We start from the raw sequence: 26,253 nt of genomic DNA on the forward strand, positions 1-26,253 counted from the left end.
TGTTCGGCTCCACGCTGAACATGTTCTCGGTGATCGGCATCATCATGCTGATGGGCCTGGCGGCCAAGAACGGCATTCTGTTGGTGGACTTCATCAACCAGGCGCGGCGCGAGGGCATGGAGCGCAGCGAGGCCATCGTCGAGGCCGGCCGGGTGCGGCTGCGCCCCATCATGATGACCAGCCTGGCGATGATCTTCGGCATGCTGCCCTTGGCGCTGGGCACCGGCGACGGTTCGGAAAGCAACCGGCCGATGGCGCACGCCATCATCGGTGGCCTGCTGACCTCCACGGTGCTGACCCTGATCGTGGTGCCGGTGGTCTACACCTATCTGGACAGCTTGCGCGGCTGGGTGCGCCGCCTGCTGGGCGGCAAGCCGGCGCACCAACCGGCGGCCGAGCACTGAAACGACAAGAGCCTGCGTTAACGCAGGCTCTTTATTTGGGCGGAAGGGGGGCTTAGAACGTGTTTACGATCTCGCGAGCAAGAGCGGGGCAAGGCGAAAACGAGCGAAAAAGCGGAATGTACAGGTGGTACATGAGCATTTTGAGCTTGGTTTCAACGCCCATTTCTATCCATCCCGCCGACGCGCAGCAGATCGTAAACCGGTTCTTAATTCTTGGGCGGCGCCACGCAGTCATTGCCCTCGAAGCTCACCGACAGAATGGTGTGGGTCTTGGGATCGGCGACGAAATTGGTGGTGCAGCGGTAATACACCGAGCCGCCGCCGCTAAAGCCCCAGGGGTAGTTGTAGAGGCCGCCCTGATAGGGCATTTCCTGGCTGTAGGCGCTGCGGTAGGTATAGAGTTGATTGCCATTGGGCATGGTCAGCTGGCTGGTGGGCGCGCCCCATTGCGCCAGCATCTCGTTGACGTCGCGGCCTTGCCAGCCGTAGACCTTCTGCGCGTAACCCGCCTGGGTGGCGCAGCCGGTCAGCAGGCTGGCCGCCAGCAGGGACAGCGCTAGTGTCGTTTTCATGATGCGCTCCTGAGCGATGTGGCGGGCGGCTGGAGAGGGCGGCCGCTCGCGGTGGTTCGAAGGGATACTTTTACGATGGCGTCGCCGGCGTCGCTTGTCAACAAGCAGAGCCGGCGCACCTTGTTCATGAGTGTTAAGAACCTGTTTACGATCTGCTGCGCGTCGGCGATACGGCGTTGAAACCGAACTCAAAATGCTCATGTACCACCTGTACATTCCGCTTTTTCGCTCGTTTTCGCCTTGTCTCGCCTTAGCTCGCGAGATCGTAAACACGTTCTAAGAGCCGCTAGAACAGCGACATAAAAACTAGGCCGGCGCCAGACGTCAGGCCGGAGCAAGAACAAAGGAGAAAGTCATGAGCCTGACGCGATGCGCGCTGCTGGCGCTGATGGCGTGGGGGGGAATGTCGGTGCAGGCCGCTGACATGAACAAGGTGCTGCACGTGGCCTTCAACGCGCCGGAGACCGGTTTCGACCCGTCCAAGACCTCGGACATCTACTCCGGCGCCATCATCGAACACATTTTCGATCCGCTGCTGACCTTCGACTACCTGGCGCGGCCGGTCAAGGTGGTGCCCAATGTCGCCACGGCCATGCCCACGGTCAGCGCCGACGCCAAAACCTATACCTTCACCCTGAAAAAAGGCGTGTACTTCGCGCCGGACCCGGCCTTCAAGGGCAAGAAGCGCGAGCTGACGGCGGAAGACTACGTCTACGCCTTCAAGCGCTTGATCGATCCGGCGGTGGCCTCGCCGATCAGCGATCTGGTGGCCGGAAAATTCGTCGGCCTGGACGCCTGGGCCAAGCCCGCCGGCGGCAAGATCAACTACGACGCGCCGGTGGCCGGCGTGCGCGCGCTGGATCGCTACACCCTGCAACTAAAGCTGATCCAGCCGTATCCGGCGCTGAAATACATTCTGGCCGCGCCCTTTGTGCAAGGTCAGGCGCGCGAGGCGGTGGAAGCCTACGGCAGCAACACCAATGCCCATCCGGTGGGCACCGGTCCCTATATGCTGGCCAAATGGCAGCCCGGCACCCATATCTCGCTGGTGGCCAACCCCAATTTCCGCAAGCAGACCTTCAACTACCAGCCGGGCAGCGACCCGGAAGACCAGCGCGTCGCCCGCGAGATGAACGGCAAAAGCTACCCGCAGATCGGCCGCATCGAAGTGTCGGTGATCCAGGAGGAGCAGCCCACCTGGCTGGCGTTCAAGAGCGCGGAGCTGGACCTGGTGGGCATCCCCCAGCCCTTGATCCGGCAACTGCTGCGCATGGACCCGAGCAACCCGTGGCGAGCCGAGCTGAAGCCGGATCTCCAGCGCCAGGGCATCCGCTTGCTGCGCAGCCTGGATGAGGAAATCACCTTCTACGCCTTCGGCATGAAAGACCCGGTGGTGGGCGGCTACGGCAAGGACAAGATCGCGCTGCGCCGCGCCATCACCATGGCCTTCAACACCGATGAAACCATACGCGACATCCGCCGCAACCAGGCGGTCAAGGTCCAGTACGTGGTGCCGCCCAATGTGGCCGGCCACAACCCGGATTTCCGCGGCGCCTTCCCCTACAACCCGGCGCTGGCCAACGCCTTGCTGGACCGCTTCGGCTACAAAAAGGGCGCGGACGGCTACCGCCGCCAGCCAAACGGCGCGCCGATGGTGGTGGACTTCCTGACCGGTCCCACCGCCATCGACAAGCAATGGAACGAGTACTGGCAGAAAGCCTTCGATCTGATCAAGGTGCGCGTGGACTTCCGCGTGATGCAGTGGAACGAGCAGATCAAGGCGCAGCGCGAATGCAAGTTCGGCATGAACGGCGCGGCCTGGAGCGCGGACTTCCCGGACGGCGAAAACTTCGTCCAGCTGCTGTACGGCCCCAATACCGGCGGCGTCAACTACGCCTGCTACCAGTCCGCGCGCTACGACCGGCTGTATGAGCAGTCCCGCAATCTGGAGGATGGCCCGGAGCGCAACCGGCTATACGACGCGATGAACAAGACCGTGATGGCGGACACGCCCTGGGCCTTCAGCGACATCCGTTTCCGCAACACGCTGATCCAGCCCTGGGTGCGCGGCGCCAAGCTGCATCCCAACTACAACTACATCTGGCGTTTCCTGGACGTGCAGAAGTAAGCGGCAGGCGAGGAGAACATCATGTCCGCTTTTATCATCCGACGCATCCTGCAGATGATTCCAACGCTGTTCGGCGTCATGCTGCTGGTTTTCACTCTGTTCACCCTGGTGGGCGGCGATCCGTCGCTGGTGCTGGCCGGCAAGCACCTGACGCCGGACGTGCTGGCCAATATCCGCGCCCAACTGGGCCTGGATCAGAGCCTGCCGCGGCAGTTCTGGATTTTCGTCAAGCAAGTGCTGACGCTGGACTTCGGCACCTCCTGGTCCACTCAGCAGCCGGTGGCCGACATCATCGGCAGCCGCGTCGGCCCGTCCTTGACGCTGACCGGCGCCATGCTGGTGGTGGACCTCGCCATCGCCATCCCGCTGGCGGCGCTGGTCGCCTATTTCCGCGGCGGTCTCACCGACCACATCGTCACCATCGCCTGCACCGTGGCCATGTCCATCAGCGCGCTGGTCTACATCATCGCCGGCCAGTATTTCCTGGCCTTCAAAATGGGCTGGTTCCCGGTGCGCGGCTGGGGGGATTCCTTCTGGGTCAATCTCTTCCTCTACGTGCCGCTGCCGCTGCTGATGGGCCTGATGGTGTCGCTGGGGCCGGACATCCGTTTCTACCGCAGTTTCTTCGTCGAGGAAATCGGCCAGGACTATGTGCGCACCGCGCGCGCCAAGGGCTTGTCCGAACGCGCGGTGATGCTCAAGCACGTGTTGCGCAACGCGCTGATCCCGGTGGTCACCAGCGTGATGATGTCGCTGCCTTATATGTTGATAGGCGCGCTGGTGCTGGAAAGCTTCTTCGGCATTCCCGGCATGGGCAATGAAGTGGTGATGGCGGTGAACAAGAGCGATTTCCCGGTGATCAAGGCCATCACCATCTATATCGCCATCGCCACCATGGTGTTCAATCTGCTGGGCGATCTGGTCTACAAGCTGATCGATCCGCGCGTGCAGCTGAAGTGAGAGAGGGCTGGAGATGACGACATTGAACAATAGCGCCGGCGCGGCGGCGGCCGCTCCCTCGCGCGGCTTGTGGGCGCTGGGCTGGCAAAGGCTGAAGCGCAAGAAAGTGGGTTTTGTGTCGCTGTGGATCGTGGCGGTCTATCTGCTGCTGGCCATCGGCGGCTGGTTCAATCTGGTGGGCGCAAGCTGGACCGATGAAATCGCCGTGCCCTACGCGCCGCCCAGCTGGGTTCAGGCCTCCGCCGACGACGTGTTGCCGCCGGAGCCGGCCAAACCCGCCCAGGCGGCTCCCATTGTCACCATGACGCCGGAGGAAGACCCGATAGGCGCGGAGCTGCAACAGGCGCGGCAACACGTGGGCGAATACGCGCAGGCCGCGCCGGCCAAGCGCGCCACCTTGCCCTTTGGCGCGGATCTGCGCGGCCGTGATGTGATAGAGAAAACGCTGAAAGGCACCTCCACCTCCATCTTTGTCGGTGTGTTCGGCGCGGTGGCGGCGCTGTTGGTGGGCTGCGCGCTGGGCGCGGCGGCCGGTTATTTCGGCGGCCGGGTGGACGACGCGCTGGGCTGGTTCTACAGCGTGTTCACCTCGGTGCCGGACATGCTGTTGCTGCTGTCCTTCGCCGCCGTCTCCGGCCGCGGCATCACCACCATCATCGCGGTGATGGCGCTGACCAGCTGGACCGGCTGCTTCCGCCTGGTGCGCGCCGAATACCTGAAACTCAAGGGCCGCGAATACGTGCAGGCAGCGGACGCCATCGGCGCCGGCAGCGCCCGCAAGATGTTCATCCACATCCTGCCCAATATCTCCCATCTGCTGCTGGTGCAGTTCTCCTTGCTCACCGTGGCGCTGATCAAGTACGAGGCCATCCTGTCCTTCCTCGGCTTCGGCGTGGGCGTGCGCCAGGTCAGCCTGGGCTCGATGCTGGCGGAAGCGCCCACCGAGCTGATCCAGGGCTATTGGTGGCAAATGCTGGCGGTCACCTTGTCCATGTCGCTGCTGGTCACCGCTTTCAGCCTGCTGGTGGACGCGCTGCGCGATGCGCTGGACCCGCGCGCGGCGGTGCAGTGAGAGGGACCGAGGCGGCTCAGAATCAGGGTCTGCGGCCGGGGCGCTCTTTTTAAAGTGGCATTCCGGCAGCAGGCGTCGCTGTCCGGCCGCCCTGCTTACCTTGAAGTCTGGCGAGCCATCCGCAACAGCCAGTTCACCACGCTGGCGGCCGCATTGGCGGCTTAAACCATGTGGAGGCATTGATTCGCACGGCTTTTGCCCTTTATCGGCGTGACGGATGTCCAGGAGGCTGCGATTGAACCGGCGGAAATCGCCGTTGATGAACTGGAGAATGGCATCGCGCTAATGGTTGCTGAGCCCTTGAACCTAGCTGAGTTCACGCCTCACCGGGCTGGATACTGAGATTGCGTGTGCTGGCCGACATAAAAAACCGCCAGGAAGCCGGCGGTTTTTTATGCTGCGGTGCTTGCAGCCGGTTCACGATCCCACGAACCGTGAACCGCGGTTTAAGCGGCCGGCTCCAGCTTCAGCTCCAGAATATGGTCGCCATGCTGGTCCGACTCGCCGCCATGAACCCAGCCAAGATGGCGGTAGAAGCCGTAGGAGCGCGCCGCCGGATCGCTGGAGCAACTGAGGAACAGCCGCTGCCAGCCATGGCCGGCCAGCGTGTCCACCATATGCCGCAATAGGCGGCGTCCCCAGCCACCGGCCTCGTATTCCGGCAGCAGCGCCAGCACCACGATCTCGCCGCTGTCGCGATCGCCAAAGCAATAGCCGGCCATGCGCTCGCCGTCCCAGGCCACCCAGCCCGGCAGTTCGCCGCTGAGGATGCCGTCGCGCCAGCTTGCCACGGTAATGCCCAGCTCGGCCAGCCTGGCCTCGGTGAACGCGTTCTCCCGGGTCAGCGCGCGGATGCGCAGGCATTCGGCCGCATCGTCGGGGAGGGCGGGTTTGAGCGTCAGGGTTTGCATCTTGTTGTCCTTATCAATGAGGTGATGGCTCAGCCGAGGATGATGTCCCGGCCGCCATGCGGCGCCAAGCCCGCGGCGCGGTCTTCGCTCAAGCCCATTCCGGCATGGGGCTGTGCCGCCGCGTCGTGTCGCTCTTGCGCTTCCGTTTGTCCGGGGCGCTCCATGATAGGGCAAAAAGGGGCGGGCATGAAAAACGCCGCCAGCGGGGCTGGCGGCGTTGTCGGGACGGGCGTCAGGCCTGAACTCAGGCGGCGTCGTTCACCCAGCGGATGGCCTGGGTCGGCGCAACCTTGTTTTCCGTCACGATCTGCAGGGCCAGGCCGCCGCAGGAGGTTTCACGGTACTTGGCGTCCATGTCCTTGCCGGTTTCGTACATCGCGGCGATCACCTTGTCCAGCGACACCTTGGGGCTGCTGACGCGGTGCATGGCCATGCGCGCGGCGTTGATGGCCTTGACCGCGGCGATGGCGTTGCGCTCGATGCAGGGAATCTGCACCTGGCCGCCCACCGGGTCGCAAGTCAGGCCCAGGTTGTGCTCCATGGCGATTTCCGCCGCCATGCACACCTGGGACGGGCTGCCGCCCATCAACTCGGTCAGGCCGGCCGCGGCCATGGAACAAGCCACGCCCACCTCGCCCTGACAGCCCACCTCGGCGCCGGAGATCGACGCATTGAGCTTGAACAGGCAGCCGATGGCGCCGGACGACAGGAAGAAGCGTAGGCAGCTGTCCTCGTCCAGCGGCTGGATGAAGTGGTTGTAGTAGGCCAGCACCGCCGGCACGATGCCGCAGGCGCCGTTGGTGGGCGCGGTGACCACGCGGCCGCCGGCCGCGTTTTCTTCCGACATCGCCATCGCGTACATATTGACCCAGTCCATCACGCTCATCGGGTCATTGGCCACTTGCAAGGAGCTGGTCAGCATGCGATGCAGGGCCGGCGCGCGGCGCGGAATCCGCATCGGGCCGGGCAGATTGCCCTCGGTGCGCATGCCGCGCTCGATGCTGGTCTTCATCACATCCCACACCTTGGCGAAGTGCTGCTCGACATCCTTGGCTTCGTGGAAGGCTTTTTCGTTTTCCATCACCAGCGCGGACACGGACAGGCCGGTTTCCTCGCACATATCCATCATCTGCTGCGCGCTGAGGAAGTGATAGGGCACCGGGGTGTCGCTGCAGGAGCTTTGATTGAAATGCTCCTCGTCCACGATGAAGCCGCCGCCGATCGAATAATAAGTCTTGGTCAGCACGCACTCGTCGCCGACGAAGGCGTGGATCTGCATGCCGTTTTCGTGCATCGGCAGGTTGGCGGTGTGGAAATCCATGTCGAAGCCCACGCGCTGATGGGTGCGGCCCAGCGTCAGCTGGCGGGTTTTTTCCACATCGGCGATCAGGGCCGGGGTCTGTTCCGGGTCCACGGTGTCCGGCAGATTGCCGGCCAGGCCCAGGATGATGGCGTGGTCGGTGCAATGGCCCTTGCCGGTCAGGGCCAGCGAGCCGTAGCAGTCGACGTGAACATGGGTGACTTGGTTGAAACGGCCGGTTTCCTTGAGCGAGCCCAGGAACTGGTGGCCGGCCTTCATCGGACCGACGGTGTGGGAACTGGAGGGGCCGACGCCGATTTTGTAGATATCAGTCATGCTGAACATGATTGCTTACCTCTTGGCTTGATACTTTGGCTTGATGCTGAGGAACCCGGCCGGCCGCGACCGGCCGGGTTGTCAGAGAAGGGCGATCAGGCGAACAGATCGTAGAAGATGGCGGAGATGGCGATCAGGCCGATCAGAACCACGAAGATGTTGCTGGCGGCGCCGGAGTATTTCTTCATGGCCGGCACTTTGGCGATGGCGTACATCGGCATCAGGAACAGCAGCATCGCGATCACCGGGCCGCCCAGGGTTTCGATCATGCCCAGGATGCTGGGGTTGAAGGTGGCCACGGCCCAGGTGGTGATGATCATGAACACGGCGGTGAAGCGGTCCAGCTTGGCGGTCTCGATGGACTTGCCGTTCTGGCGCAGTTGCTTAATCACCAGGCCGTTGAAGCCTTCTTTGGCGCCCAGGTAGTGACCCAGGAAGGACTTGCTGATGGCGACGATGGCGATCAGCGGAGCCACCCATTCAATCACCGGGTTGCGGAAGTGGTTGGCCAGGTAGGACAGGATGGAAATGTTCTGCGCCTTGGCGGCGGCCAGATCGGCCGGGGACAGGCTGAACACGCAGCTGAACACGAAGAACATCACCGACAGCACCATCATGACGTGAGCGCGGATCAGCACGCGGCCGGCGGCCGGCTCAGCGGCGTCGCCATGCAGCTTCTGCTGGTCAACCGAGAAGGACGAAATGATGGGCGAGTGGTTGAAGGAGAACACCATGACCGGGATGGCCAGCCACAGCGTTTTGTAGAACGCGCCGTGGGACAGGGCGTCGCCCAGGCTGCCGGCTTGCTGGATGGCCGCGCCGTTCCATTCCGGAATCAGGTACAGCGCCAGCAGCATCAGGCAGGCGACAAAGGGGTAAACCAGCACGCTCATGGCCTTGACGATCATCTTCTCGCCCAGGCGCACGATGGCCATCAGACCCAGGATCAGGATCAGCGACAGGATGGCGCGCGGCGGAGCGGACACGCCCAGCTGGTTGACCATGAAGGATTGCACGGTGTTGGTGATGGCCACGCTATACACCAACAGAATGGGGTAGATGGCGAAGAAGTACAGCAGGGTGATCAGCTTGCCGGCGCCCACGCCGAAGTGCTCTTCCACCACCTCGGTGATGTCCGCGCCCGGCTTGGAACTGGACAGCACGAAGCGGGTGAGGCCGCGGTGAGCGAAGAAGGTCAGCGGCAGGGCCAGCAGCGCCATGACGATCAGCGGCCACAGACCGCCGATGCCGGCGTTAATGGGCAGGAACAGGGTGCCGGCGCCAATGGCGGTGCCGTACAGACCCAACATCCAGACGGTATCTTGCTTGGTCCATGCGGACGAAGCGCCTGATTTGGGCAGGGGGGTGGAAACGGCTTGAGACATGATATTGGCCTTCATTAAAGACAAATGGGGTAATCGTTTTGACGTGCCGCCAGGCGGCGCGCCGTTTTATCTCTTGCTAGACTTTTAGTCAGTAGCGGGAACCGTTGATTAGTGATTCACGCTTCATTGATGTGCATGGTATAGGCAGTTGTACCGAGGGGGTTACACCTTTCAGAACATCAGTTGATTCTAATCAACTTTATTTTGAAGCAAAACGAACATCCGAACAATTGCTATTTGCTGTTGATGACTTATCAATATCATGATGATTGATTGTTTTTGGTTTAAAAATAAGAAAAATCGTCCATAAAAATAAGAAAATTGCTCAATACGTGGCTTGTTTGCGGAATATTCCAATTTTCAGATTGTTTTGATTTAATGTTGCTTTGCTGATCGTTGTTGAGTGAAACCGAGCGCTTGCTTGAAAGCTCGGCCGGGTTTTTCGACATGGTTCGAGCTAGTTGTAACGCGGGAAGACACGCGCATGGCATGGGTGGAGCGACGGCGGCTAGGGTTGGAAACAGGTTGCCTAGCCCGTGGAAATGGCTTGGTTTGGTGAGCTAACTAACTGAAAAATAGTAATTAATTGGATTGCTGCGGTGGGGGGTGGGCACAATGCAGGGGAGGTGGAGGTGCTCGCTTACGTCAAGACGTTTGCTATATCAGCATGGCTGACGGCTTGCGATGAAGTATCATAATATGAAATCCGAGCAGTAAAATTGTTTTCGAAAACGAACAAAAATTTTTCAAAACGAACATTTTTTGATTGGTTTCAAACATTGTTTTGCCTATCAAACGACCGTTTTTCGCCTAGTTGGCTGATTTTTAAGCATTTTTGTATTGTTTGCAATCGCGCTTGCCATCGGCGTAAAGCCGGTGTCCGGTGGAGAAGGACGCTTTCGTGGCGCGGCGAAAGGCAAAACCGTTGCCGGCCATGTTGCAAAAAGAAGGAGCTGAACAGAGTCTCGCCAGGGAAAGACCTGCGTTTGATTGTTATCAAACAACGATGATGCAATACGAACATAAAATTTTCGTGAACCAACAATCGGCGCAAGCGCAGGCGCGGGAAGCCATCAAGGATGACAGCCAAACAAACTCGTGTCGGAAGCAGGCCAGGCCGGGCAAGTCCCGGCGGAAACCTGAAAACGGCATCATCAGTTGATAGGCATTGCATCAAGATGGACCCGAGGCCGGCGGCTCTGCCCTAGCTCGCGAAATGAAAAACATGAATCACGCCTCCACACTCGCCTATGTCGCGGCCGAAGCCGCCTCCAAACAGACCGTGCTGCGTCAGCACCCTGGGCGCTATCTATTGAGCGCCGGCATGGCCGGCGCGCTGATCGCCGTGGTGCTCAGCGTCAGCCTCAAGCTGGGCCAGGTCTTCTTCGCCGTCGGCTCCCCCGGCTACTACATCGCCGTGGCCGGCTTCTTTGGCGTGGCCCTGGTCAGCATCATCGTCTGCAAGCTGGAGCTGTTCACCAGCAATGTGATGTACTTCAGCGTGGGCGTGCTCAGCGGCGACTGCCGCGTGTGCAACTTGCTGCGCAGCTGGACCATGGTCTACCTGGGCAATCTGCTGGGCGTGTTGCTGTTCACCGCGGTGTTCGCCGGCGCCGGTGGCATGGGCAGCCTGCCGGCCGACCACCTGCTGTTCAATGTGGCCGCGCATAAAGTGCATGCCGGCGCTTGGGAAATCTTCTGGAAGGGCGCGCTGTGCAACTGGGTGATCTGCCTGGCGGTGTGGGTGCCGTTGCGCATGGCCGGCGATGCCGCCAAGATGTTGATGATCCTGCTGCTGGTGTTCGTGTTCTTCTTCTCCGGCTTTGAACACAGCATCGCCAACATGGCCTTCTTCTCGCTGGCCCTGCTGCACGGCATGCAAGGCCTGGACGCCGCCGCCATCCTGCACAATATGATTCCGGCCACCCTGGGCAATATCGCCGGCGGCGCGCTGGGCGTGGGCCTGGTGGTTTACCTGCTGGAGCGTCACACCCTGCCGGCGCGGCGCGAAGCCGCAAAACCGGCCGCGACGGCGCTCGGAACCAGTGTTTGATGTTCGTTTTCGAATGTAATGCGACGGCTACAATGACGGCGTGTTGATGTGGTTTTTCATGGTATTGAAAATAAAGCGTTTTTTATGGAATTTCGCCGCCGCGGCGCCCGGTTCGGAAACCGCGTTTTAGTCGGCGGCAGTTGATCTTTATCAAACGATTTTTTTCGAAACCGAATGTACAATATGTTCAGTACTCAACATTTACTGATAGTTACTAGGAGGCACACATGGATGCTCTGAATCGTGACGCGACTCAAGCCAACCCCTGGCGCGATTTCACCGGTGGTGAATGGCAAAGCAAGGTGGATGTCCGCAACTTCATCCAGCTGAACTACAAGCCGTTTGAAGGCGACGCCAGCTTCCTGGCGCCCGCCACCGCGCGCACCCAGAAGCTGTGGGACACCCTGAGCGAGTTGCTGAAAGAAGAACGCGCCCGTGGCGTGCTGGACGTGTCCGCTGACCGCGGCAGCTCCATCACCGCGCATGACGCCGGCTACATCGACCAAGCCAGCGAAGTCATCGTCGGCCTGCAAACCGACGCTCCGCTCAAGCGCGCCATCATGCCCAACGGCGGCCTGCGCATGGTTGAGAACGGCCTGGAAGCCTTTGGCTTCAAGCTGGACCCGGTCATCAAGGACGTGTGGACCCACTACCGCAAGAGCCACAACCAGGGCGTGTTCGACACCTACACCCCGGACATCATGGCCGCGCGTAAATCCGGCGTGATCACCGGCCTGCCGGACGCCTACGGCCGCGGCCGCATCATCGGCGACTACCGCCGCGTGGCCCTGTACGGCACCGACTTCCTGCGCGCCGAACGCCAAAAAGTATTCCATGAGCTGGACGACGCCGTTTTCAACGAAGACGTGCTGCGCCTGCGCGAAGAACTGTCCGAACAATTCCGCGCGCTGGACGAACTGAAGCAGATGGCCGCCAAGTACGGCTTCGACATCAGCCGCCCGGCCGTCAACGCCCGCGAAGCGGTGCAGTGGACCTACTTCGCCTACCTGGCCGCCGTGAAAGAACAAAACGGCGCCGCCATGTCCTTCGGCCGCGTCGCCACCTTCCTGGACGTCTACATCGAGCGCGATCTGGCCTCCGGCGCGCTGACTGAAGAACAAGCCCAGGAAATGATCGACGACCTGGTGATCAAGCTGCGCATCGTGCGCTTCCTGCGCACCCCGGAATACGACCAACTGTTCTCCGGCGACCCGACCTGGGTGACCGAATCCATCGGCGGCATGGGCGAAGACGGCCGTACCCTGGTGAGCAAGAGCAGCTTCCGCTTCCTCAACACCCTGTACAACCTGGGCCCGGCGCCGGAACCCAACCTGACCGTGTTGTGGTCCACCCAGCTGCCGCGCGGCTTCAAGGACTTCTGCGCCAAAGTGTCCATCGACACCAGCTCCATCCAGTACGAAAACGACGACCTGATGCGTCCGCACTGGGGCGACGACTACGGCATCGCCTGCTGCGTGTCCGCGATGCGCATCGGCAAGCAAATGCAGTTCTTCGGCGCCCGCGCCAACCTGGCCAAGGCCATGCTCTACGCCATCAACGGCGGCGTGGATGAAAAATCCGGCGTGCAAGTGGCCAAGGGCTTCGAGCCGATCAAGAGCGACGTGCTGACCTACGACGAACTGATGCCCAAGTTCGACCTGCTGATGGACTGGCTGGCCGCGACTTACGTCAAGGCGCTGAACTGCATCCACTACATGCACGACAAATACGCCTACGAACGCATCGAAATGGCGCTGCACGATCGCGACATCCTGCGCACCATGGCTTGCGGTATCGCCGGCCTGTCCGTGGCCGCCGACTCCCTGTCCGCCATCAAGCACGCCAAAGTGCACATCATCCGCAACGAAGAGGGCCTGGCGGTGGACTACAAGATCGAAGGCGACTACCCGGCTTACGGCAACAACGACGACCGCGCCGACAGCATCGCGGTATGGCTGACCGAAACCTTCATGGACAAGATCAAGGCCCAGCCGCACTTCTACCGCAACGCGATGCCGACTCAGTCCGTGCTCACCATCACCTCCAACGTGGTGTACGGCAAGAAAACCGGCAACACCCCGTGCGGCCGCCGCGCCGGCGAACCGTTCGCTCCGGGCGCCAACCCGATGAACGGTCGCGACGTGAAAGGCTTTGTCGCCGCGGGCGCATCGGTAGCCAAGCTGCCGTATGAAGCCGCGCTGGACGGCATCAGCTGGACCGCCTCCGCCACCCCGGACGCATTGGGCCATAGCGAAGAAGAACGCGTAGCCAACCTGGCCAACTGCCTGGACGGCTTCTCCGACGCCGGCGGTTTCCACGTCAACGTCAACGTGTTCAAGCGCGAAACCCTGATGGACGCGATGGAACACCCGGAGCTGTATCCGCAACTGACCATCCGCGTGTCCGGTTATGCGGTGAACTTCGTCAAGCTGACGCGCGAGCAACAGCTGGACGTGATCAACCGCACCTTCCACGGCAGCATGTAAGCGCAAGGCCGCTGGCCACCGCGACGGCCAGCCGGCACAACGCCAAGCCTCCCTTAGGGGAGGCTTTTTTTATGCGTGGCGGTTTGGGATCAATGTCGCAGAAGATGCCTTTCGAGGCGCTGGCCGATCCGGAGCGCGCCGCCGCCAAGCGGGTGCTCGCTGCGATGATGGGGAGAATTGATGTTGAGGGAATTGAGGCTGCGCGGAGTGGAGGAGGGTGCGCGGCGCCATGCTTTTTGGCGGCGCGCCCACTGTAGCGATGAGTTAGAGTTGCCCTCTACAGCGTGCATGGTATTGATTGACAAACTTCCGGAAAACGGTCGCTACATAGATCTGCTTGTTTTCCTTAACCAGTGCCATGACATAGGCCCTGCCACTGCCGTTGCTTGTTTTGAAAGCATTAAAAAAGAAGAAGCCAACATTTCCATACTCGTCTTTGTTGGGGACAATGGACTTGCATTTCAGATCTGATGCATAGTCGGAAAAATACTCCTTCATTGATGCAATAAAAGTCTTCACCTCATTCTCAGAGCTGTCTCTCCGTGTTAAGGGCGACATTAGCTTGATGAGCTCATCCTCTTGAGCGTTTTTGGCGGCATCGATAAACCTTCTTTCTACTTCTTCATAGGGGGCCTCATCCCCACGAATGAAGTAGGAGTTAAGGCCCGAATCTGCATTGGGCGCGATGTTGTCATTGGCTTGGGCGCTTGAGTGGAAAGCTAATATAAGCAGAATGGCTGCGATTGGTTTTGGCATGTACAAGCTCTAACGGGTTTTATACGGGCGCGCGGGTCCATATATCAATAGATATTACTGACGCATATTGTCACACCCAAATGCCATATTCTTCAAGCCATTTTGTAATGAATCCGTCGGTATAATAACCCTCAATGTACCGCTGCCATCTGTGTTAAAGCCGCCATTTCCTGTCCCTGACGGGGCACGGCTACTTTGGGCCCTGAGCAGCCATAAGCTCAGAACGTATTTACGATCGTAAACAGGTTCTAAGCCCCCATCATCCCTGAATGTCCCGCACCACCCCGGCGCAAGCCGGGTTCCTGTTTTTCTTCTTCTCTATCCGCCGTGCCGTGCGGCTCTCCATGGTTTTGCGTTTGAGCAGCGCCCGCTGCTGGCGATGCCGTTCGTCAATGTCCTCGTACCCATCCACCTTGCGCGCGGCTAGTGTGAGCATGGCTTCCAGATAGTTGAAGAAGCCTCCCGGTTGCCGTGCTGCGCCGGCTTGCGGAAGCCGATGTCGCGGCTGAGAAGGCTTTTTATGCGCGGCTGCTTTGGATCAATGCCGCAGAAAATGCCTTTGTGCTATAAAATGGTTTGATTTATACGTCATTTTTCTTGACCGCCAGCGACAGATCAGCGGACCAGAGGAGGGACCATGCACAAAAACACCATCTGCTTGTGGTACGACGGCGACGCCGAAGACGCCGCGCGCTTCTATGCCGCCACCTTTCCGGACAGCCGCGTCGGCGCGGTGCTGCGCGCGCCCGGTGATTACCCGGCCGGCAAGGAAGGTGATGTGCTTACCGTGGCATTCACCGTGCTGGGCATCCCGTGTCTGGGTCTCAATGGCGGCTCCACTTTCCAGCACAGTGAAGCCTTCTCCTTCCAAGTCGCCACCGAGGACCAGGCGGAAACCGATCGCCTGTGGCAGGCCATTGTCGGCAACGGCGGCCAGGCCAGCGCCTGTGGCTGGTGCAAGGATAAATGGGGCCTAAGCTGGCAAATCACTCCGCGTGTGTTGACTGAGGCGCTGGCCGATCCGGATCGTGCCGCCGCCAAACGGGTGTTCGACGCGATGATGGGGATGGTGAAGATTGATATTGCGGGTATTGAGAAGGCGAGGAGGGGGGATATTTTAGGTAGCTGTTGACGATCCAAGAGCGGTCTGTCAACAAGGCTATCCATATTGCGGATGTTGGTCCATCATTCTGGGAGTCTTAGGCCAGAACCAATCAGCTAAAGTAGGGCTAGGTGGCGTGAGGGTTTTACGGTAAATTTATACATTTATGTAATTCTAGCGCATTAGCCACTGGCTTAGCAAGGTAAGCCAGTTTCGAGTGGATGGGGTGACTAGATTAGGCCGCAGGATTTGCGATCTACATTATGTTAGATCAGTCATCGAGATATATATGAATAAAACAGAACTTGAGCAATGGCTTGTCATAGCCAAAAACAATACGATCAAGCAACTTAAATTGCAGACTGATTGGTGGCCTTTGTCATCGAATTCAAAACCATATGCGGCACAGGCATCGGCTTGGGGTATAGCTTTTTTTACAGAAGCCGCACTAAATCGAGCTGCAGGTGAGGTGCTGACTGCCAGATGTTCAAACGGATCAAACAACTTGAGTCAGAGTATCGTGGATGCTTTGTGGGTTTCCTCTCCTGATCGAATTCACGACAAAGACCAACTAATGCTTGATTATTGTGTTGTGAATCAGACTGCATCGAGTCCCATTCAGGTCACAGGTGAAAGCGAAGTTGGCCCAAGCCATCCTATCGATTTCAATCCAATTCCGACTAACGGATATGCTTGGGATTTTTACAAGCTACTTATTGTCCCCAGTGCAACGCGACTCTTTTTCGCGAGGGTTGCATCCAGCGGTGGAGTCGGCGCACCGCAGAGAATAGAAGCCTTAGCAAAATCATTGCGCAAGCTTATAGATATCTATGGTCCAACATTTTTGCGGCCAAACGATGAGCTCGGCGCTGTTCTTATTCCGTCGACAACAAGTCAAAGAGATGGCGCAATCATACTTTGGGTTAGCCAAGGACGAGTCCGTTTCGAAAAAATCACGCCTGGTTTGCTCTAGGTCCAACCATTTCGTTGAGAGAAAGCTCATAAGCATAAGCCGTGAGGTATATTCGTGGCTTCGCTGAGATGGCTCCTAACATCAGACGTTGAGTGGCCGCTTTTATATTGATCGACCTTCCGCTTTAGGTCGCTTACAGTCGCTGGCTATGAACTACTCCCGGTCAGGATTAGTCTCTCGGTACCGTGATCGAAAGCAGGCGTAAGTGCATCAGGAGCTCAATGGTTAAGATGCCGCGCTCGCTGTTGAGCCACAACAAGAAAGCCTCAATGACTGTGCTGTCCAGTTGTGGGTGGGAGGCGGCTCTAGGGCTTGCGTGCTCATAAATGCGCACACCCTATTGGCATGAATCTGCTGTGCTGGTATGCTTTATGGCTAAAATTTTAGATGCTTGCGTAATTGTTTCCGTACCTTGGTCTAGCACAGCGGAGGCATAAATGTGGAGCTGGTTTTCATGTGTGTTAATGCTGTAAATGAATACGTTGTGAGTCGTCTACCTGAAACTAAGCCCGCACTTAATACTGATCGCCTGCAAGTTGCGCTTGCAGGCTCCTTCCGTCCACCAGTTGGCTTCACACTATACACATGAGGAGTGCCTTTGAAACTCTATGTGATTGATAAGAAAAAAAACGGAAAAGTATTCCTTCGTACCATTGCCCCAAACCGCCAGGCACTTGCACAGAAACTTGGAGGCAAAGTCTTTAAGGCAAATGGTGCTACTTACTGTGTAAGCGATGTCGTAGCGGAAAAGGGCTCCGACAACACCGCCATTGGAATGCTGGTGGGCGGTGTAATCGGAGCGCTGGGTGGGGGAGCGGGTGTTGCGGCTGGTGGTGTTATTGGTGCTCTACTCGGAAAGGAGCAAGACAAGAAAGAGGAAGCTGAAGTTACTCAGTTTAACAGGAGCATCGCATGAGCCGCGGCAAGTTCAGCCCATCGAGGCTATTCGTAGTCATTGCATTGCTCATCCTTGGACTTGTTCTCGTCTACAGCAAAGATGAAGCAAAGAACGCTGTTCGTATTTTTCTCGAATCTTATTGGCCAGCGGTAGTCATCTGGCTCCTTGCAATTGTCGGCGTTGGTGCAGGCAAGTTCTTCTGTGAACCCGACGAAAATGGAGGAGAGGGTTTAATCTATAGAAGTTTTGGCGGATACGCCGATGCGGTGTTCACAATTGCCACCTATGGCTTTTCTGGAAGTACATCACTTGCGCTATTGAAAGGACTCTATTTACAGCTGTTTTTTGGTGGGTCCTTCTTTACAGGATTTGGTGAATTCGACCTTGCATCAATTTTTGTCATCTCATCATTTCTACTTTTCTATTCAGTTGTAAGCACGACAAGGCAAATCATAAATGTTGTTTTCCAAGCTGAAGCGACAACGGTTACATCTGCATAACACTACAGCCAAGTCGACCGTCAAAAGCTGCATTTGTGCAGTCGGCTTGTGTTCATGTTGAGTGTCCGGCTTCTCATGGCACGCAGGGTAGCTTCGGGTCGTAAATGGCCATAAGCCCATCAATCATCATCTCCAAAAAGCCCCACCCCCAACCAAACCCCGGCCTAAGCCGGGGTTCATTCTTCCTTACTTCTTCTCTATCTTCCGCACCGCGCGGTTTTCCATATTCTTGCGTTTGATCTGCGCCTGTTGCTGACGGTGCAGTTCGTCAACATGCTCGAACACGTCCACCTTGCGCGCGGCCAGCGTGAGCATGGCTTCCAGATAGTTGAAGAAGCCTACCCGGAAGCCGCGTTGTTCCGGCTTGCGGAAGTCGATGTCGCGGCTGATGCGCGCCAGCAGGCTTTGGGCGCGGTAGCCGGGGTTGTCCTTCAGCCATTGCACTAGATGGGCGCCGCATTCGCGGCCATAGGCGCAGTCGGCGGCGTAGTCCGGGTGCGCGGCTGGCATCTGCCAGTAATCGGCTTGTGGCCGTCCTGGGCGTCGTGACACGAAGGGGAGCAGGGCTTCGCGCGCTTCCAGCGCGGCTTGGCGATAGCGACGGCGAGTGGGAAAGGTTTTCGACATGGTGTTTCTCCTGCGGTGACACAAGATAAACCACCTGCCTGTGAATCGTGGGGTAGGTGTAGGCAGGCGCGAGGCAGGATTGGCGTACCGAGAAACAAGGAATCGGTGAGCGCTAGGCGCTCTCCCACCACGCACCCGCCAGCCATGCATGAAGTACAGACGCAAAGCGGGTACGGATGAAGGCGCAGATGCGCCTTCATCCCCCTGTTTCGAACGGGACGCCAATCCCGGTGCCGTTAATGACGGCACCCGGCGATTGTTACCGAGTGGGCCGGCAGGGTCAAGCCAGCGAGGGCGCGGCAGCGGGTGGTGGGCAGCCTGATTTGGTCTGTGATTTGAATGTCATGATTTTGCTGCATTGCGGTATACTTCACTGCCCATTTCGTCGGTTTATCTTTGCTACAAGATAGGGCATTCCCCATGACGTCAATCTCTCTCTCGCCGCAAGCGGTGGGCAGCGCTTTCTCCCTGGAAAAAATGATCGTCGCCCGCGACAAAACCATGGCGGCGGTGCGGCGCATTGCCGCGCAGATCCGTCCCGGCATGACCGAGCAGCAGGCCAAGGATTTGGCCAAGGCGGAGCTGGAAAGCATGGGTATGGACCGCATCTGGCACGGCATCATCATCCGCTTTGGCCGCAGCACGCTGAAAATCTTCAAGCAGCAGATCGACCCGGACAATGTGCTGCTGGACGACGACATCTTCTTCATTGATCTGGGCATTGTCTGGGGCGGCCACGAGGGCGACGCCGGCGATACCTTCGTGGTCGGCGACAATGCGCGCAAGCAGGCCTGTGCCGAGGCGGCGCGCCAGTTGTGGCAGGAGGTGGCGGACAAGTGGCGGCGCGAGCGCCTGGCCGGCCCGGCCTTGTATCAGTACGCGGCGGAGCGCGCCGAGGCAGTGGGCTGGCGGCTGAACCTGGATATCAAGGGCCACCGGGTGTCGGACTTTCCGCACGCCATTTACAAGGCCGGCAGCCTGGGCGATTTCGCCCAATGCCCGGACACCGGTTTGTGGATTCTGGAAATCCAGATTGCCGATCCGTCCGGTGAATTCGGCGCTTTCTATGAAGACTTGCTGGTGAGCGAGGGCTGATCCGGGACGGGCGGCGGTAAGCCGCCCGTTGCCGTGGCCTAGGGTGGGTGGGGCCGTAGGCGATGCCCACGCGGACACGATGCCGCGTGTGCTTTCAAACCGGGCGGTGGTGGGTATCGCTGCGCTTCACCCCCCAAGCTTCCGCGCAGCGGATGCAACATCAGCACGACCCTCGCCAAATCCTATTCCTCCCTATGCGCGCCCGGATAGCGCACGCTGGTCTCCGGTATGCCGCAGCCCCACAGCGAGTAAGGGTCGGCCATTTCATTGACGCCTTCGCCATAGCGGTTGTCCGCCGGGCGCAGATGCGCCAGGCAGCAGGCGCCCAGCTCGGTGGCGTAGAGGCCGTGCACGGTGCTGAGCAAGCGGTGGCTCATGCTGTGCTGGGAGGGGAAGGCGATGGTCTGCTGCGTTTCCACGCGGCTGTAGTCCGGGCTCATCTTCACTTGCACCACGCCGTTGAGGGCGCTGTCGCAGGCCATGGACGAGGCCAGCAGGTTGAGGCGCGGTTCCGCGCCGGATTCCGGCGTGAAGCCCAGGTGGATGAAGCCGGCGCCGGCGGCCGGGGCGGTGCTGAGCCGGAACCAGTCGATGTCGCCGCCGGCCCGGATGCGGCCGAAACCGCCGTTGCCGCCGGAGGCGTTGCCCAGCAGCGCGAACCACAGATTGCCGTCCGGCCCCGGCACCATGCCCACCGGGGTGTTGCCGTGTTCGGCGGGGATTTCAATGGCGGCGGGCGCGCCGCCGTTGGCCGGGATGCGGTAGAGCTGGCTGGATTGGTCCAGCGTGGCGTAAATGTCGCCGCTGTCCGGGTGGCGCTGGACGAAGATGGGGCGCGGCGGGCAGGGGTAGAGGGTGGCGGCCGCCGGGTTGCGGCTGTCGACGCGCACGATGTGGTGGCTGTCCTTGCAGGAGGTCCACAGGATGTCGCCGTCTTCCACCACCACGTGCGGGCCGCGCGCCAGCTGCGGCAGCGGCACCCGCTTGAGGATTTCTGGCGGCGTGGTCAGGTCAGACGCTATCGGGTCTATCAGCAGCAGTTCGGACTGGAATTGCAGCGTCACCCACAGGCAGCCGGGGTGGGTTTTGGAAACGGTCAGCCCGTGCAAGCCGGTAAACGGGTTGTCGATGACGTGGGCGATGGCGGCGCGCGGTTGGCCGCTGTGCGGGTCCACCCGCATTTTGACCAGCGCGCCGGACGGCTGTTGGGAGATCAGCAGCAGGTCCGGCCCGATGGCGGCCACTTCATGGGTTTGGCTGGAGGCGGGCAGCGGATATTCGATCACGCTTTTGAGGGCGAGGCGGAGTGCGTTCATGGCGGTTCACCGTGGGTGTGGAATCCCTTTGGCATAATAGATGCCGCCAATGACATTTGCAAAAACGACCCGTGCTTTGATCCAGCTCAGCAGCGGGCGGGCGCGCGCCCGGCCACGCTTATGCCTATGGGGTGTTATGAGGATGTTCGCGAACGAGCGAAAATATTGCACTGCAAGGTAAAACTAACGATTGTTTTAACTAGAACACGACTGAAATCAAGGGTTTGATCAGGCGAGGGGTGGGGGCTATGTGGCGTGCGCACATCACAATGTACGCTTTTGACCTGTATCAAACACATATTTTCGTTTTAGAATATAAAATGTGTTCGTAAAATAACATTTGTGTTCGGCTCTGGCGTTTTGGGCGCATGCCCGTTCGGAACCGCGCACTATGCTTTAAAAGGCGGCCCTCGATGGGGTTTGCCTGTGTCGGCCATAGGAGCACAAACGCATGCCAGATACCCAAACCGCCGTGGACACGGCCTCGCAAGAACACGCCATGTCTCCCGAATCCGTGGTGGGTTACCTGCACTCCACGGAGAGCGGGGCCGGGGTGGATGGGCCTGGCATGCGCTTTGTCTTCTTCACCTCGGGCTGCCAGTTCCGCTGCCTATACTGCCATAACCCGGATACCTGGAAGCTGCACAATGGCCGCCAGGTCACGGTGGAGCAGGCGATGGCGGAACTGGAGCCGTATGCGCGCTTTTTGAAGTTCGCCGGCGGCGTGACGGTGTCCGGCGGCGAGCCGCTGATGCAGGACGAATTCGTCGGCGCGCTGTTCCGCGAGGCCAAGCGCCGCTTCGGCCTGCACACGGCGCTGGATACCCAGGGCTTTTTGCATGAGCGGGTCAGCGACGAGTGGTTCGACACGGTGGACCTGGTGATGCTGGACATCAAGCATTCGGACCCGGAGCGCTATCACGCGCTGACCGGCCAGCCCTTGCAGCCGACGCTGGATTTCGCCCGCCGTCTGCAGCGGTTGGGCAAGAAGATGTGGGTGCGTTATGTGCTGGTGCCGGGTTTGACCGACGGCGACGAGGACATCAGCAGGCTGGCGGATTTCGTCGCCGGCCTGGGCAGTGTGGTGGAGCGGGTTGAAGTATTGCCCTTCCATCAGTTGGGCATGGACAAGTGGCAGAAGCTGGGCATGGAATACCAGTTGGCGGATACGCCGATTCCCACGCCGGAGCAGGTCAAACGTGCCCGCGAGTTGTTTTCCTGTAAAGGCTTGAAGGTGACTTGAACGCCTTCCGGCCGGTGGTTTTGGCTGGCAGCGTCGCCCGGAGCGGCGCTGCTTGTTTATCGAATTATCTATCATGAATCGCTGATATATTATGACGACATCTTCTGAAATTCTGGTGATCAACTGCGGCAGTTCCTCGCTGAAATTCGCGCTGCTGCCCAAGGGCTCCAGCGAGCCGCTGCTGTCCGGTCTGGCCGAGTGCCTGGGCCTGGCGGATTCGCGCATCATTTTCAAAACCGCGGAAGGCAAGAAGACGGAGTCGCTGAACGGCGGCAGCCACGCCGAGGCGATGGAAGCGCTGACCCGCTTCATGGGCGAGCATGAGTGGCTGGACAGCGTGGCCGCCATCGGCCACCGCATCGTGCACGGCGGCGAGCGCTTCCAGGCGTCCGCGCTGATTACCGACGAAGTGCTGGCCGGCATCGAAGAATGCTGCGCGCTGGCGCCGCTGCACAACCCGGGCCACCTGGTGGGCATCCGCGCCGCGCAGAAAGCCTTCCCCAAGCTGCCGCAGGTGGTGGTGTTCGACACCGCCTTCCATCAGACCATGCCCAAGCCGGCCTATATGTACGCCGTGCCGCAGCGCTTCTACAAAGAATACGGCGTGCGCCGCTACGGCATGCACGGCACCAGCCATCGCTTCATCGCCGGCGAAACCGTGGCCGAGCTGAAGCTGGACCCGGCTAATCACGGCATCCTGATCGCCCACCTGGGCAACGGCGCGTCCGCTTCCGCGGTGAAGAACGGCAAGTGCATGGACACCACCATGGGCATGACCCCGCTGGAAGGCCTGATCATGGGCACCCGTTCCGGCGACATCGACCCGGCCGCGGTGACCTTCATCGCCCGCAAGGAAGGCCTGGATCTGGACGGCATCGACAATCTGCTGAACAAGCAGAGCGGCCTGCTGGGCATTTCCGGCGTGTCCAGCGACTGTCGCGCTCTGGAAGAGGCGGCGGCGGAAGGCAATGTGGACGCGCAACTGGCGCTGGACATGTTCGCTCACCGTCTGGCCCGCCTGCTGGGCGGCCTGGCCACCTCGCTGGACCGCATCGACGCGCTGGTGTTCACCGGCGGCATCGGCGAGAACTCCAGCCTGCTGCGCGAGAAGACCCTGAACCACATGAAGGTGCTGGGCTTCGCCGTGGACGCGGCCGCCAACGAGCGCGCCGTGCGCGGCAACACCGGCGTGATCAGCCAGCCGGGCAGCACCACCGCGCTGGTGATGGCCACCAATGAAGAGTGGATGATCGCCAAGGATACCGCCGACCTGGCCGGTATCTGATAGGACCTCGCGGCGCAAGCCGCGTCTGTATCGCGCGGCCGGCGTTCCGTCGGCCGCCGCCTGATTCTGAACGCCGGGCCGCCTAGCGGCGGCGCGCGCGTCGAAAGCAAAACCATGACATCGCAACAACCGAAACGAGTGTTTTTCCTGGCTTCCTATGGTTCGGACGCCGGGCTGACCTCCATGACTCTTGGCCTGGTGCACGCGCTGGAGCGCGACGGCATCAAGGTGGGCTTCGTCAAGCCCATCGCCCAGGCCGCCAGCGCCAGCGCCGGCGCGGAGCTGTCCAATCACTTCGCCCGCCAGCTGTGCAATATCGACGCGCCTGCGTCCATCCCGTTTGCCCGCGCGCAAGCCATGCTGCGCGAAGGCGAACTGGCCACGCTGATGGAAGACGTGGTGCGCTTGGCGGAACAGGCGCGCGACAATCACGATGTGCTGATCGTTGAAGGCCTGGTGCCGGACGCGGACGCGCAAACCACGCTGCGTCTGAACGCGGAAATGGCGGGCAGCCTGTCCGCCGAGCTGCTGCTGGTGTTGTCCGGCGCCGACCGCGACGCGCGCGGCATCGCCGAATGCGTGCAGCTGGTGCAGAGCCAGTTCAGCGCCGACGGCAACGGCAAGCTGGCCGGCCTGCTGCTGAACCGCGGCGCGGAATGCGGCAAGCTGGACGCGCTGCGCGCCGAGCTGGCGGCCCTGGGCTGCGTCACGCCGCTGCTGGGATGCGTGCCTTACGACGCCAAGCTGGACGCACCGCGCGTGCTGGACGTGGTCAGCGCGCTGGGCTTGAAGATCGAGCACGCCGGCCAGATCGAGCAAGCGCGCATGCGCGAAACCGTGGTGGCGGCCCGCACCGTGGAGAAGATGGCCGAGCGCCTGCTGCCGGGCACCCTGGTGGTGACGCCGGGCGACCGCAGTGACGTGGTGTTGGCCACCTCGCTGGCCATGCTGCGCGGCGTGCCGCTGGCCGGCCTGCTGCTGACCTGCGGCGAACCGGTTTCCGGCAGCATCCTGCCGCTGATCCAGTCCGCGCGCCAAGCCGGCCTGAGCATTCTGTCCACCGAGCGCGACACCTATGAGACCAGCACCATGCTGGCCAATCTGGACCGCCACGTGGCGATGGAAGACACCGAGCGCATGCAGGCGATGATCGATTTCGTCGCCGAGCGCATCGACACCTCCGCGCTGGTGCAGAAGATTGGCGAGCCGCGCGAAGTGCGCCTGCCGCCGCCGGCCTTCCGCCATCGTCTGATCGAGAGCGCGCGCCGCTCGCAGAAGCGCATCGTGCTGCCGGAAGGCGACGAGCCGCGCACCATCCAGGCCGCCGCCATCTGCCACGAGAAGGGCATCGCCCGCTGCGTGCTGATCGGCGAACCGGAGCGCATCCGCCAGGTGGCGGAAGCCCAGGGCGTGACCCTGCCGGCCGACATCGAGATCCTGGCCCCGAAAGAGGCCGCCGGCCGCTACGTGGCGCCGATGATGGAGATGCGCAAGAGCAAGGGCCTGACCGCGCAGCAGGCGGAAGAGCAGCTGGAAGACAGCGTGGTGATCGGCACCATGATGCTGGCGCTGAACGAGGTGGACGGCCTGGTGTCGGGCGCGGTGCATACCACCGCCAACACCATCCGTCCGGCGCTGCAGCTGATCAAGACCGCTCCGGGCGCGAGCATCGTGTCCAGCATCTTCTTCATGCTGATGCCGGATCAGGTGCTGGTTTACGGCGATTGCGCGGTGAACCCGGACCCGAACGCGGAGCAGCTGGCGGACATCGCCATCCAGTCCGCCGATTCCGCCCGCGCCTTCGGCCTGAGCCCGCGCGTGGCGATGATCTCTTACTCCACCGGCACTTCCGGCAGCGGTTCGGACGTGGAGAAAGTGCGCGAAGCCACCCGCATCGCCAAGGAAAAGCGTCCGGATCTGATGATTGACGGTCCGATGCAGTACGACGCCGCCAGCGTGGAATCCGTGGGCCGTCAGAAGGCGCCGGACAGCGAAGTGGCCGGCCGCGCCAATGTCTTCGTGTTCCCGGATCTGAACACCGGCAACACCACCTACAAGGCGGTGCAGCGCTCCGCCGGCGTGGTGTCGGTGGGCCCGATGCTGCAAGGCTTGCGCAAGCCGGTCAACGATCTGTCGCGCGGCGCGCTGGTGGACGACATCGTCTATACCATCGCGCTGACCGCGATCCAGGCGGACGCGTAATACGCGAGCCCAGCCTGGCCTGATCCAGGATGGATCCAAGTGACAGCCCCCGGCGTTTTGCGTCGGGGGCTTTTTTCTTGATGGCTGGAGGTGCGGGGGGCGCTGTTGGGCGTGCAAATTAATGCCCATGGTATTGTGGTACAATGGAGGCGAGGTTGAACTTCCGATAAACACTTAATTAGAAAGGGAACCTGCTTATGCTGAGCCTGTTTTTGATTACTGTTTTTCTGATTATCAGTCTGGTCCATTGTTATTGGGCATTGGGCGGCACCGTGGGCATGGGCGCAGCCGTGCCGGAGGTGGATGGCAAACCGCTGTTCCAGCCCTCGCGCACCAGCACCTTGATGGTGGCCGGGGCATTGGCCCTGTCGGCGCTGGCGGTGGCGCTGCACGGACATCTGAGCCGTTTCTGGCTGGCTGAGACCGTGCGCTGGGGCCTGCTGGCGCTGGGCGCGGTGATGCTGCTGCGCGGCATCGGCGAATTCCGCTACGTCGGCTTGTTCAAAAGCGTGCGCGATAGCCGTTTCGCCCGCAACGACACCCGTTTCTATTCCCCCTTGTGCCTGCTGCTGGGGGCGTCCTTGCTGTTCCTGGCCTGGTAAGGAATGCAAAGCGGGCGGCGCGAGCCGCCCGCTATCCGCGCTTCCCA

24 protein-coding genes are annotated in these 26,253 nt (G+C 60.5%); 16 read left to right on the top strand and 8 right to left on the bottom strand.

All coding sequences use genetic code 11. From position 1 onward, the window contains the following. On the top strand, window positions 1–404 hold a 404-nt coding region (locus tag ACE3QM_RS16925; RefSeq protein ID WP_374423497.1), incomplete at its 5' end, for an efflux RND transporter permease subunit. 206 nt (window positions 405–610) lie between these two features. On the opposite strand, the gene ACE3QM_RS16930 is transcribed toward ACE3QM_RS16925, so the two are convergent. Continuing rightward, window positions 611–976, bottom strand: a complete 366-nt coding sequence (locus ACE3QM_RS16930) for a hypothetical protein (protein ID WP_374423499.1) — start codon at window positions 974–976, stop codon at window positions 611–613. Window positions 977–1,331: 355 nt separating this feature from the next. Between ACE3QM_RS16930 and ACE3QM_RS16935 the strand changes: the two genes are divergently transcribed. Genes ACE3QM_RS16935 through ACE3QM_RS16945 form a run of 3 tightly spaced genes read left to right on the top strand, consistent with a single transcriptional unit; the run spans window position 1,332 to window position 5,136 of the window. Further along, window positions 1,332–3,104 (top strand): ABC transporter substrate-binding protein, encoded by a 1,773-nt coding sequence (locus ACE3QM_RS16935; protein WP_374423501.1) that lies wholly within the window; start codon window positions 1,332–1,334, stop codon window positions 3,102–3,104. Between the two features lie 21 nt (window positions 3,105–3,125). Then, window positions 3,126–4,064: an ABC transporter permease gene (locus ACE3QM_RS16940; protein ID WP_374423503.1), complete on the top strand. Its 939-nt coding sequence runs from the start codon at window positions 3,126–3,128 to the stop codon at window positions 4,062–4,064. 13 nt (window positions 4,065–4,077) lie between these two features. Then, window positions 4,078–5,136, top strand: coding sequence for an ABC transporter permease (locus tag ACE3QM_RS16945; protein WP_374423505.1), 1,059 nt, complete (start codon window positions 4,078–4,080; stop codon window positions 5,134–5,136). Window positions 5,137–5,582: 446 nt separating this feature from the next. On the opposite strand, the gene ACE3QM_RS16950 is transcribed toward ACE3QM_RS16945, so the two are convergent. The 3 genes from ACE3QM_RS16950 to ACE3QM_RS16960 form a co-directional block, all read right to left on the bottom strand. Beyond that, the gene (locus tag ACE3QM_RS16950) at window positions 5,583–6,047 is read right to left on the bottom strand and encodes an N-acetyltransferase family protein (protein WP_374423507.1); all 465 of its coding nucleotides are present in this window, start codon (window positions 6,045–6,047) and stop codon (window positions 5,583–5,585) included. A 244-nt stretch (window positions 6,048–6,291) separates the two neighbouring features. After that, entirely contained in the window at window positions 6,292–7,692 is a 1,401-nt protein-coding gene (locus ACE3QM_RS16955; RefSeq protein WP_048410875.1) for an L-serine ammonia-lyase, read from the bottom strand. A gap of 86 nt (window positions 7,693–7,778) precedes the next feature. Beyond that, on the bottom strand, window positions 7,779–9,068 hold the full coding sequence (locus tag ACE3QM_RS16960) for an HAAAP family serine/threonine permease (protein WP_374423509.1): 1,290 nt from the start codon (window positions 9,066–9,068) through the stop codon (window positions 7,779–7,781). 883 nt (window positions 9,069–9,951) lie between these two features. Between ACE3QM_RS16960 and ACE3QM_RS16965 the strand changes: the two genes are divergently transcribed. The 3 genes from ACE3QM_RS16965 (at window position 9,952) to pflB (ending at window position 13,607) form a co-directional block, all read left to right on the top strand. Beyond that, entirely contained in the window at window positions 9,952–10,230 is a 279-nt protein-coding gene (locus ACE3QM_RS16965) for a hypothetical protein (protein WP_156183919.1), read from the top strand. Window positions 10,231–10,293: 63 nt separating this feature from the next. Continuing rightward, window positions 10,294–11,121 (top strand): formate/nitrite transporter family protein, encoded by an 828-nt coding sequence (locus tag ACE3QM_RS16970; RefSeq protein WP_048410877.1) that lies wholly within the window; start codon window positions 10,294–10,296, stop codon window positions 11,119–11,121. A 227-nt stretch (window positions 11,122–11,348) separates the two neighbouring features. Continuing rightward, window positions 11,349–13,607, top strand: coding sequence for a formate C-acetyltransferase (gene pflB, locus ACE3QM_RS16975; RefSeq protein ID WP_374423512.1), 2,259 nt, complete (start codon window positions 11,349–11,351; stop codon window positions 13,605–13,607). Between the two features lie 264 nt (window positions 13,608–13,871). On the opposite strand, the gene ACE3QM_RS16980 is transcribed toward pflB, so the two are convergent. Both ACE3QM_RS16980 and ACE3QM_RS16985 read right to left on the bottom strand, forming a co-directional pair. Then, a complete protein-coding gene (locus tag ACE3QM_RS16980) occupies window positions 13,872–14,363 on the bottom strand; it encodes a hypothetical protein (protein WP_374423514.1) in 492 nt (163 codons plus the stop codon). Between the two features lie 259 nt (window positions 14,364–14,622). Then, window positions 14,623–14,799: a hypothetical protein gene (locus ACE3QM_RS16985; protein ID WP_374423516.1), complete on the bottom strand. Its 177-nt coding sequence runs from the start codon at window positions 14,797–14,799 to the stop codon at window positions 14,623–14,625. Between the two features lie 201 nt (window positions 14,800–15,000). Between ACE3QM_RS16985 and ACE3QM_RS16990 the strand changes: the two genes are divergently transcribed. From ACE3QM_RS16990 to ACE3QM_RS17005, 4 genes are all read left to right on the top strand, one after another. After that, the gene (locus ACE3QM_RS16990) at window positions 15,001–15,495 is read left to right on the top strand and encodes a VOC family protein (RefSeq protein ID WP_374423518.1); all 495 of its coding nucleotides are present in this window, start codon (window positions 15,001–15,003) and stop codon (window positions 15,493–15,495) included. A gap of 259 nt (window positions 15,496–15,754) precedes the next feature. Further along, entirely contained in the window at window positions 15,755–16,438 is a 684-nt protein-coding gene (locus ACE3QM_RS16995; protein ID WP_231463007.1) for a hypothetical protein, read from the top strand. Window positions 16,439–17,036: 598 nt separating this feature from the next. Further along, window positions 17,037–17,354 (top strand): hypothetical protein, encoded by a 318-nt coding sequence (locus ACE3QM_RS17000; protein ID WP_231463005.1) that lies wholly within the window; start codon window positions 17,037–17,039, stop codon window positions 17,352–17,354. After that, window positions 17,351–17,836 (top strand): hypothetical protein, encoded by a 486-nt coding sequence (locus tag ACE3QM_RS17005; RefSeq protein ID WP_231463003.1) that lies wholly within the window; start codon window positions 17,351–17,353, stop codon window positions 17,834–17,836. Before ACE3QM_RS17000 ends, ACE3QM_RS17005 begins: the two co-directional genes overlap by 4 nt. A 186-nt stretch (window positions 17,837–18,022) precedes the next feature. Here ACE3QM_RS17005 and ACE3QM_RS17010 read toward each other — a convergent pair whose 3' ends face one another. Further along, window positions 18,023–18,463: a hypothetical protein gene (locus ACE3QM_RS17010; RefSeq protein ID WP_231463001.1), complete on the bottom strand. Its 441-nt coding sequence runs from the start codon at window positions 18,461–18,463 to the stop codon at window positions 18,023–18,025. Window positions 18,464–18,883: 420 nt separating this feature from the next. On the opposite strand from ACE3QM_RS17010, the gene ACE3QM_RS17015 reads away from it, so the two are divergent. After that, window positions 18,884–19,558: a M24 family metallopeptidase gene (locus ACE3QM_RS17015; RefSeq protein WP_374423521.1), complete on the top strand. Its 675-nt coding sequence runs from the start codon at window positions 18,884–18,886 to the stop codon at window positions 19,556–19,558. 182 nt (window positions 19,559–19,740) lie between these two features. Here the strand turns inward: ACE3QM_RS17015 and ACE3QM_RS17020 are convergent, their stop codons facing one another. After that, window positions 19,741–20,874, bottom strand: coding sequence for a hypothetical protein (locus ACE3QM_RS17020; RefSeq protein WP_374423523.1), 1,134 nt, complete (start codon window positions 20,872–20,874; stop codon window positions 19,741–19,743). A 451-nt stretch (window positions 20,875–21,325) separates the two neighbouring features. Between ACE3QM_RS17020 and pflA the strand changes: the two genes are divergently transcribed. The 4 genes from pflA to ACE3QM_RS17040 all read left to right on the top strand — a co-directional run bounded on the left by pflA (window position 21,326) and on the right by ACE3QM_RS17040 (window position 26,206). Next, window positions 21,326–22,117 carry a pyruvate formate-lyase-activating protein gene (gene pflA, locus ACE3QM_RS17025; RefSeq protein WP_374423526.1) on the top strand — a complete coding sequence of 264 codons (792 nt, stop codon included), beginning with the start codon at window positions 21,326–21,328 and terminating at the stop codon, window positions 22,115–22,117. A gap of 91 nt (window positions 22,118–22,208) precedes the next feature. Beyond that, on the top strand, window positions 22,209–23,402 hold the full coding sequence (locus tag ACE3QM_RS17030) for an acetate/propionate family kinase (RefSeq protein WP_374423528.1): 1,194 nt from the start codon (window positions 22,209–22,211) through the stop codon (window positions 23,400–23,402). A 114-nt stretch (window positions 23,403–23,516) separates the two neighbouring features. Continuing rightward, the gene (pta, locus tag ACE3QM_RS17035; protein ID WP_048410889.1) at window positions 23,517–25,604 is read left to right on the top strand and encodes a phosphate acetyltransferase; all 2,088 of its coding nucleotides are present in this window, start codon (window positions 23,517–23,519) and stop codon (window positions 25,602–25,604) included. Window positions 25,605–25,801: 197 nt separating this feature from the next. After that, complete coding sequence (locus ACE3QM_RS17040; RefSeq protein ID WP_374423530.1) at window positions 25,802–26,206, top strand: DUF3995 domain-containing protein; 405 nt, start codon at window positions 25,802–25,804, stop codon at window positions 26,204–26,206. The last annotated feature ends 47 nt before the right edge of the window (window positions 26,207–26,253 follow it).

The organism is Chromobacterium sp., assembly GCF_041912965.1.
Classification (GTDB): Bacteria; Pseudomonadota; Gammaproteobacteria; order Burkholderiales; family Chromobacteriaceae; genus Chromobacterium; species Chromobacterium aquaticum.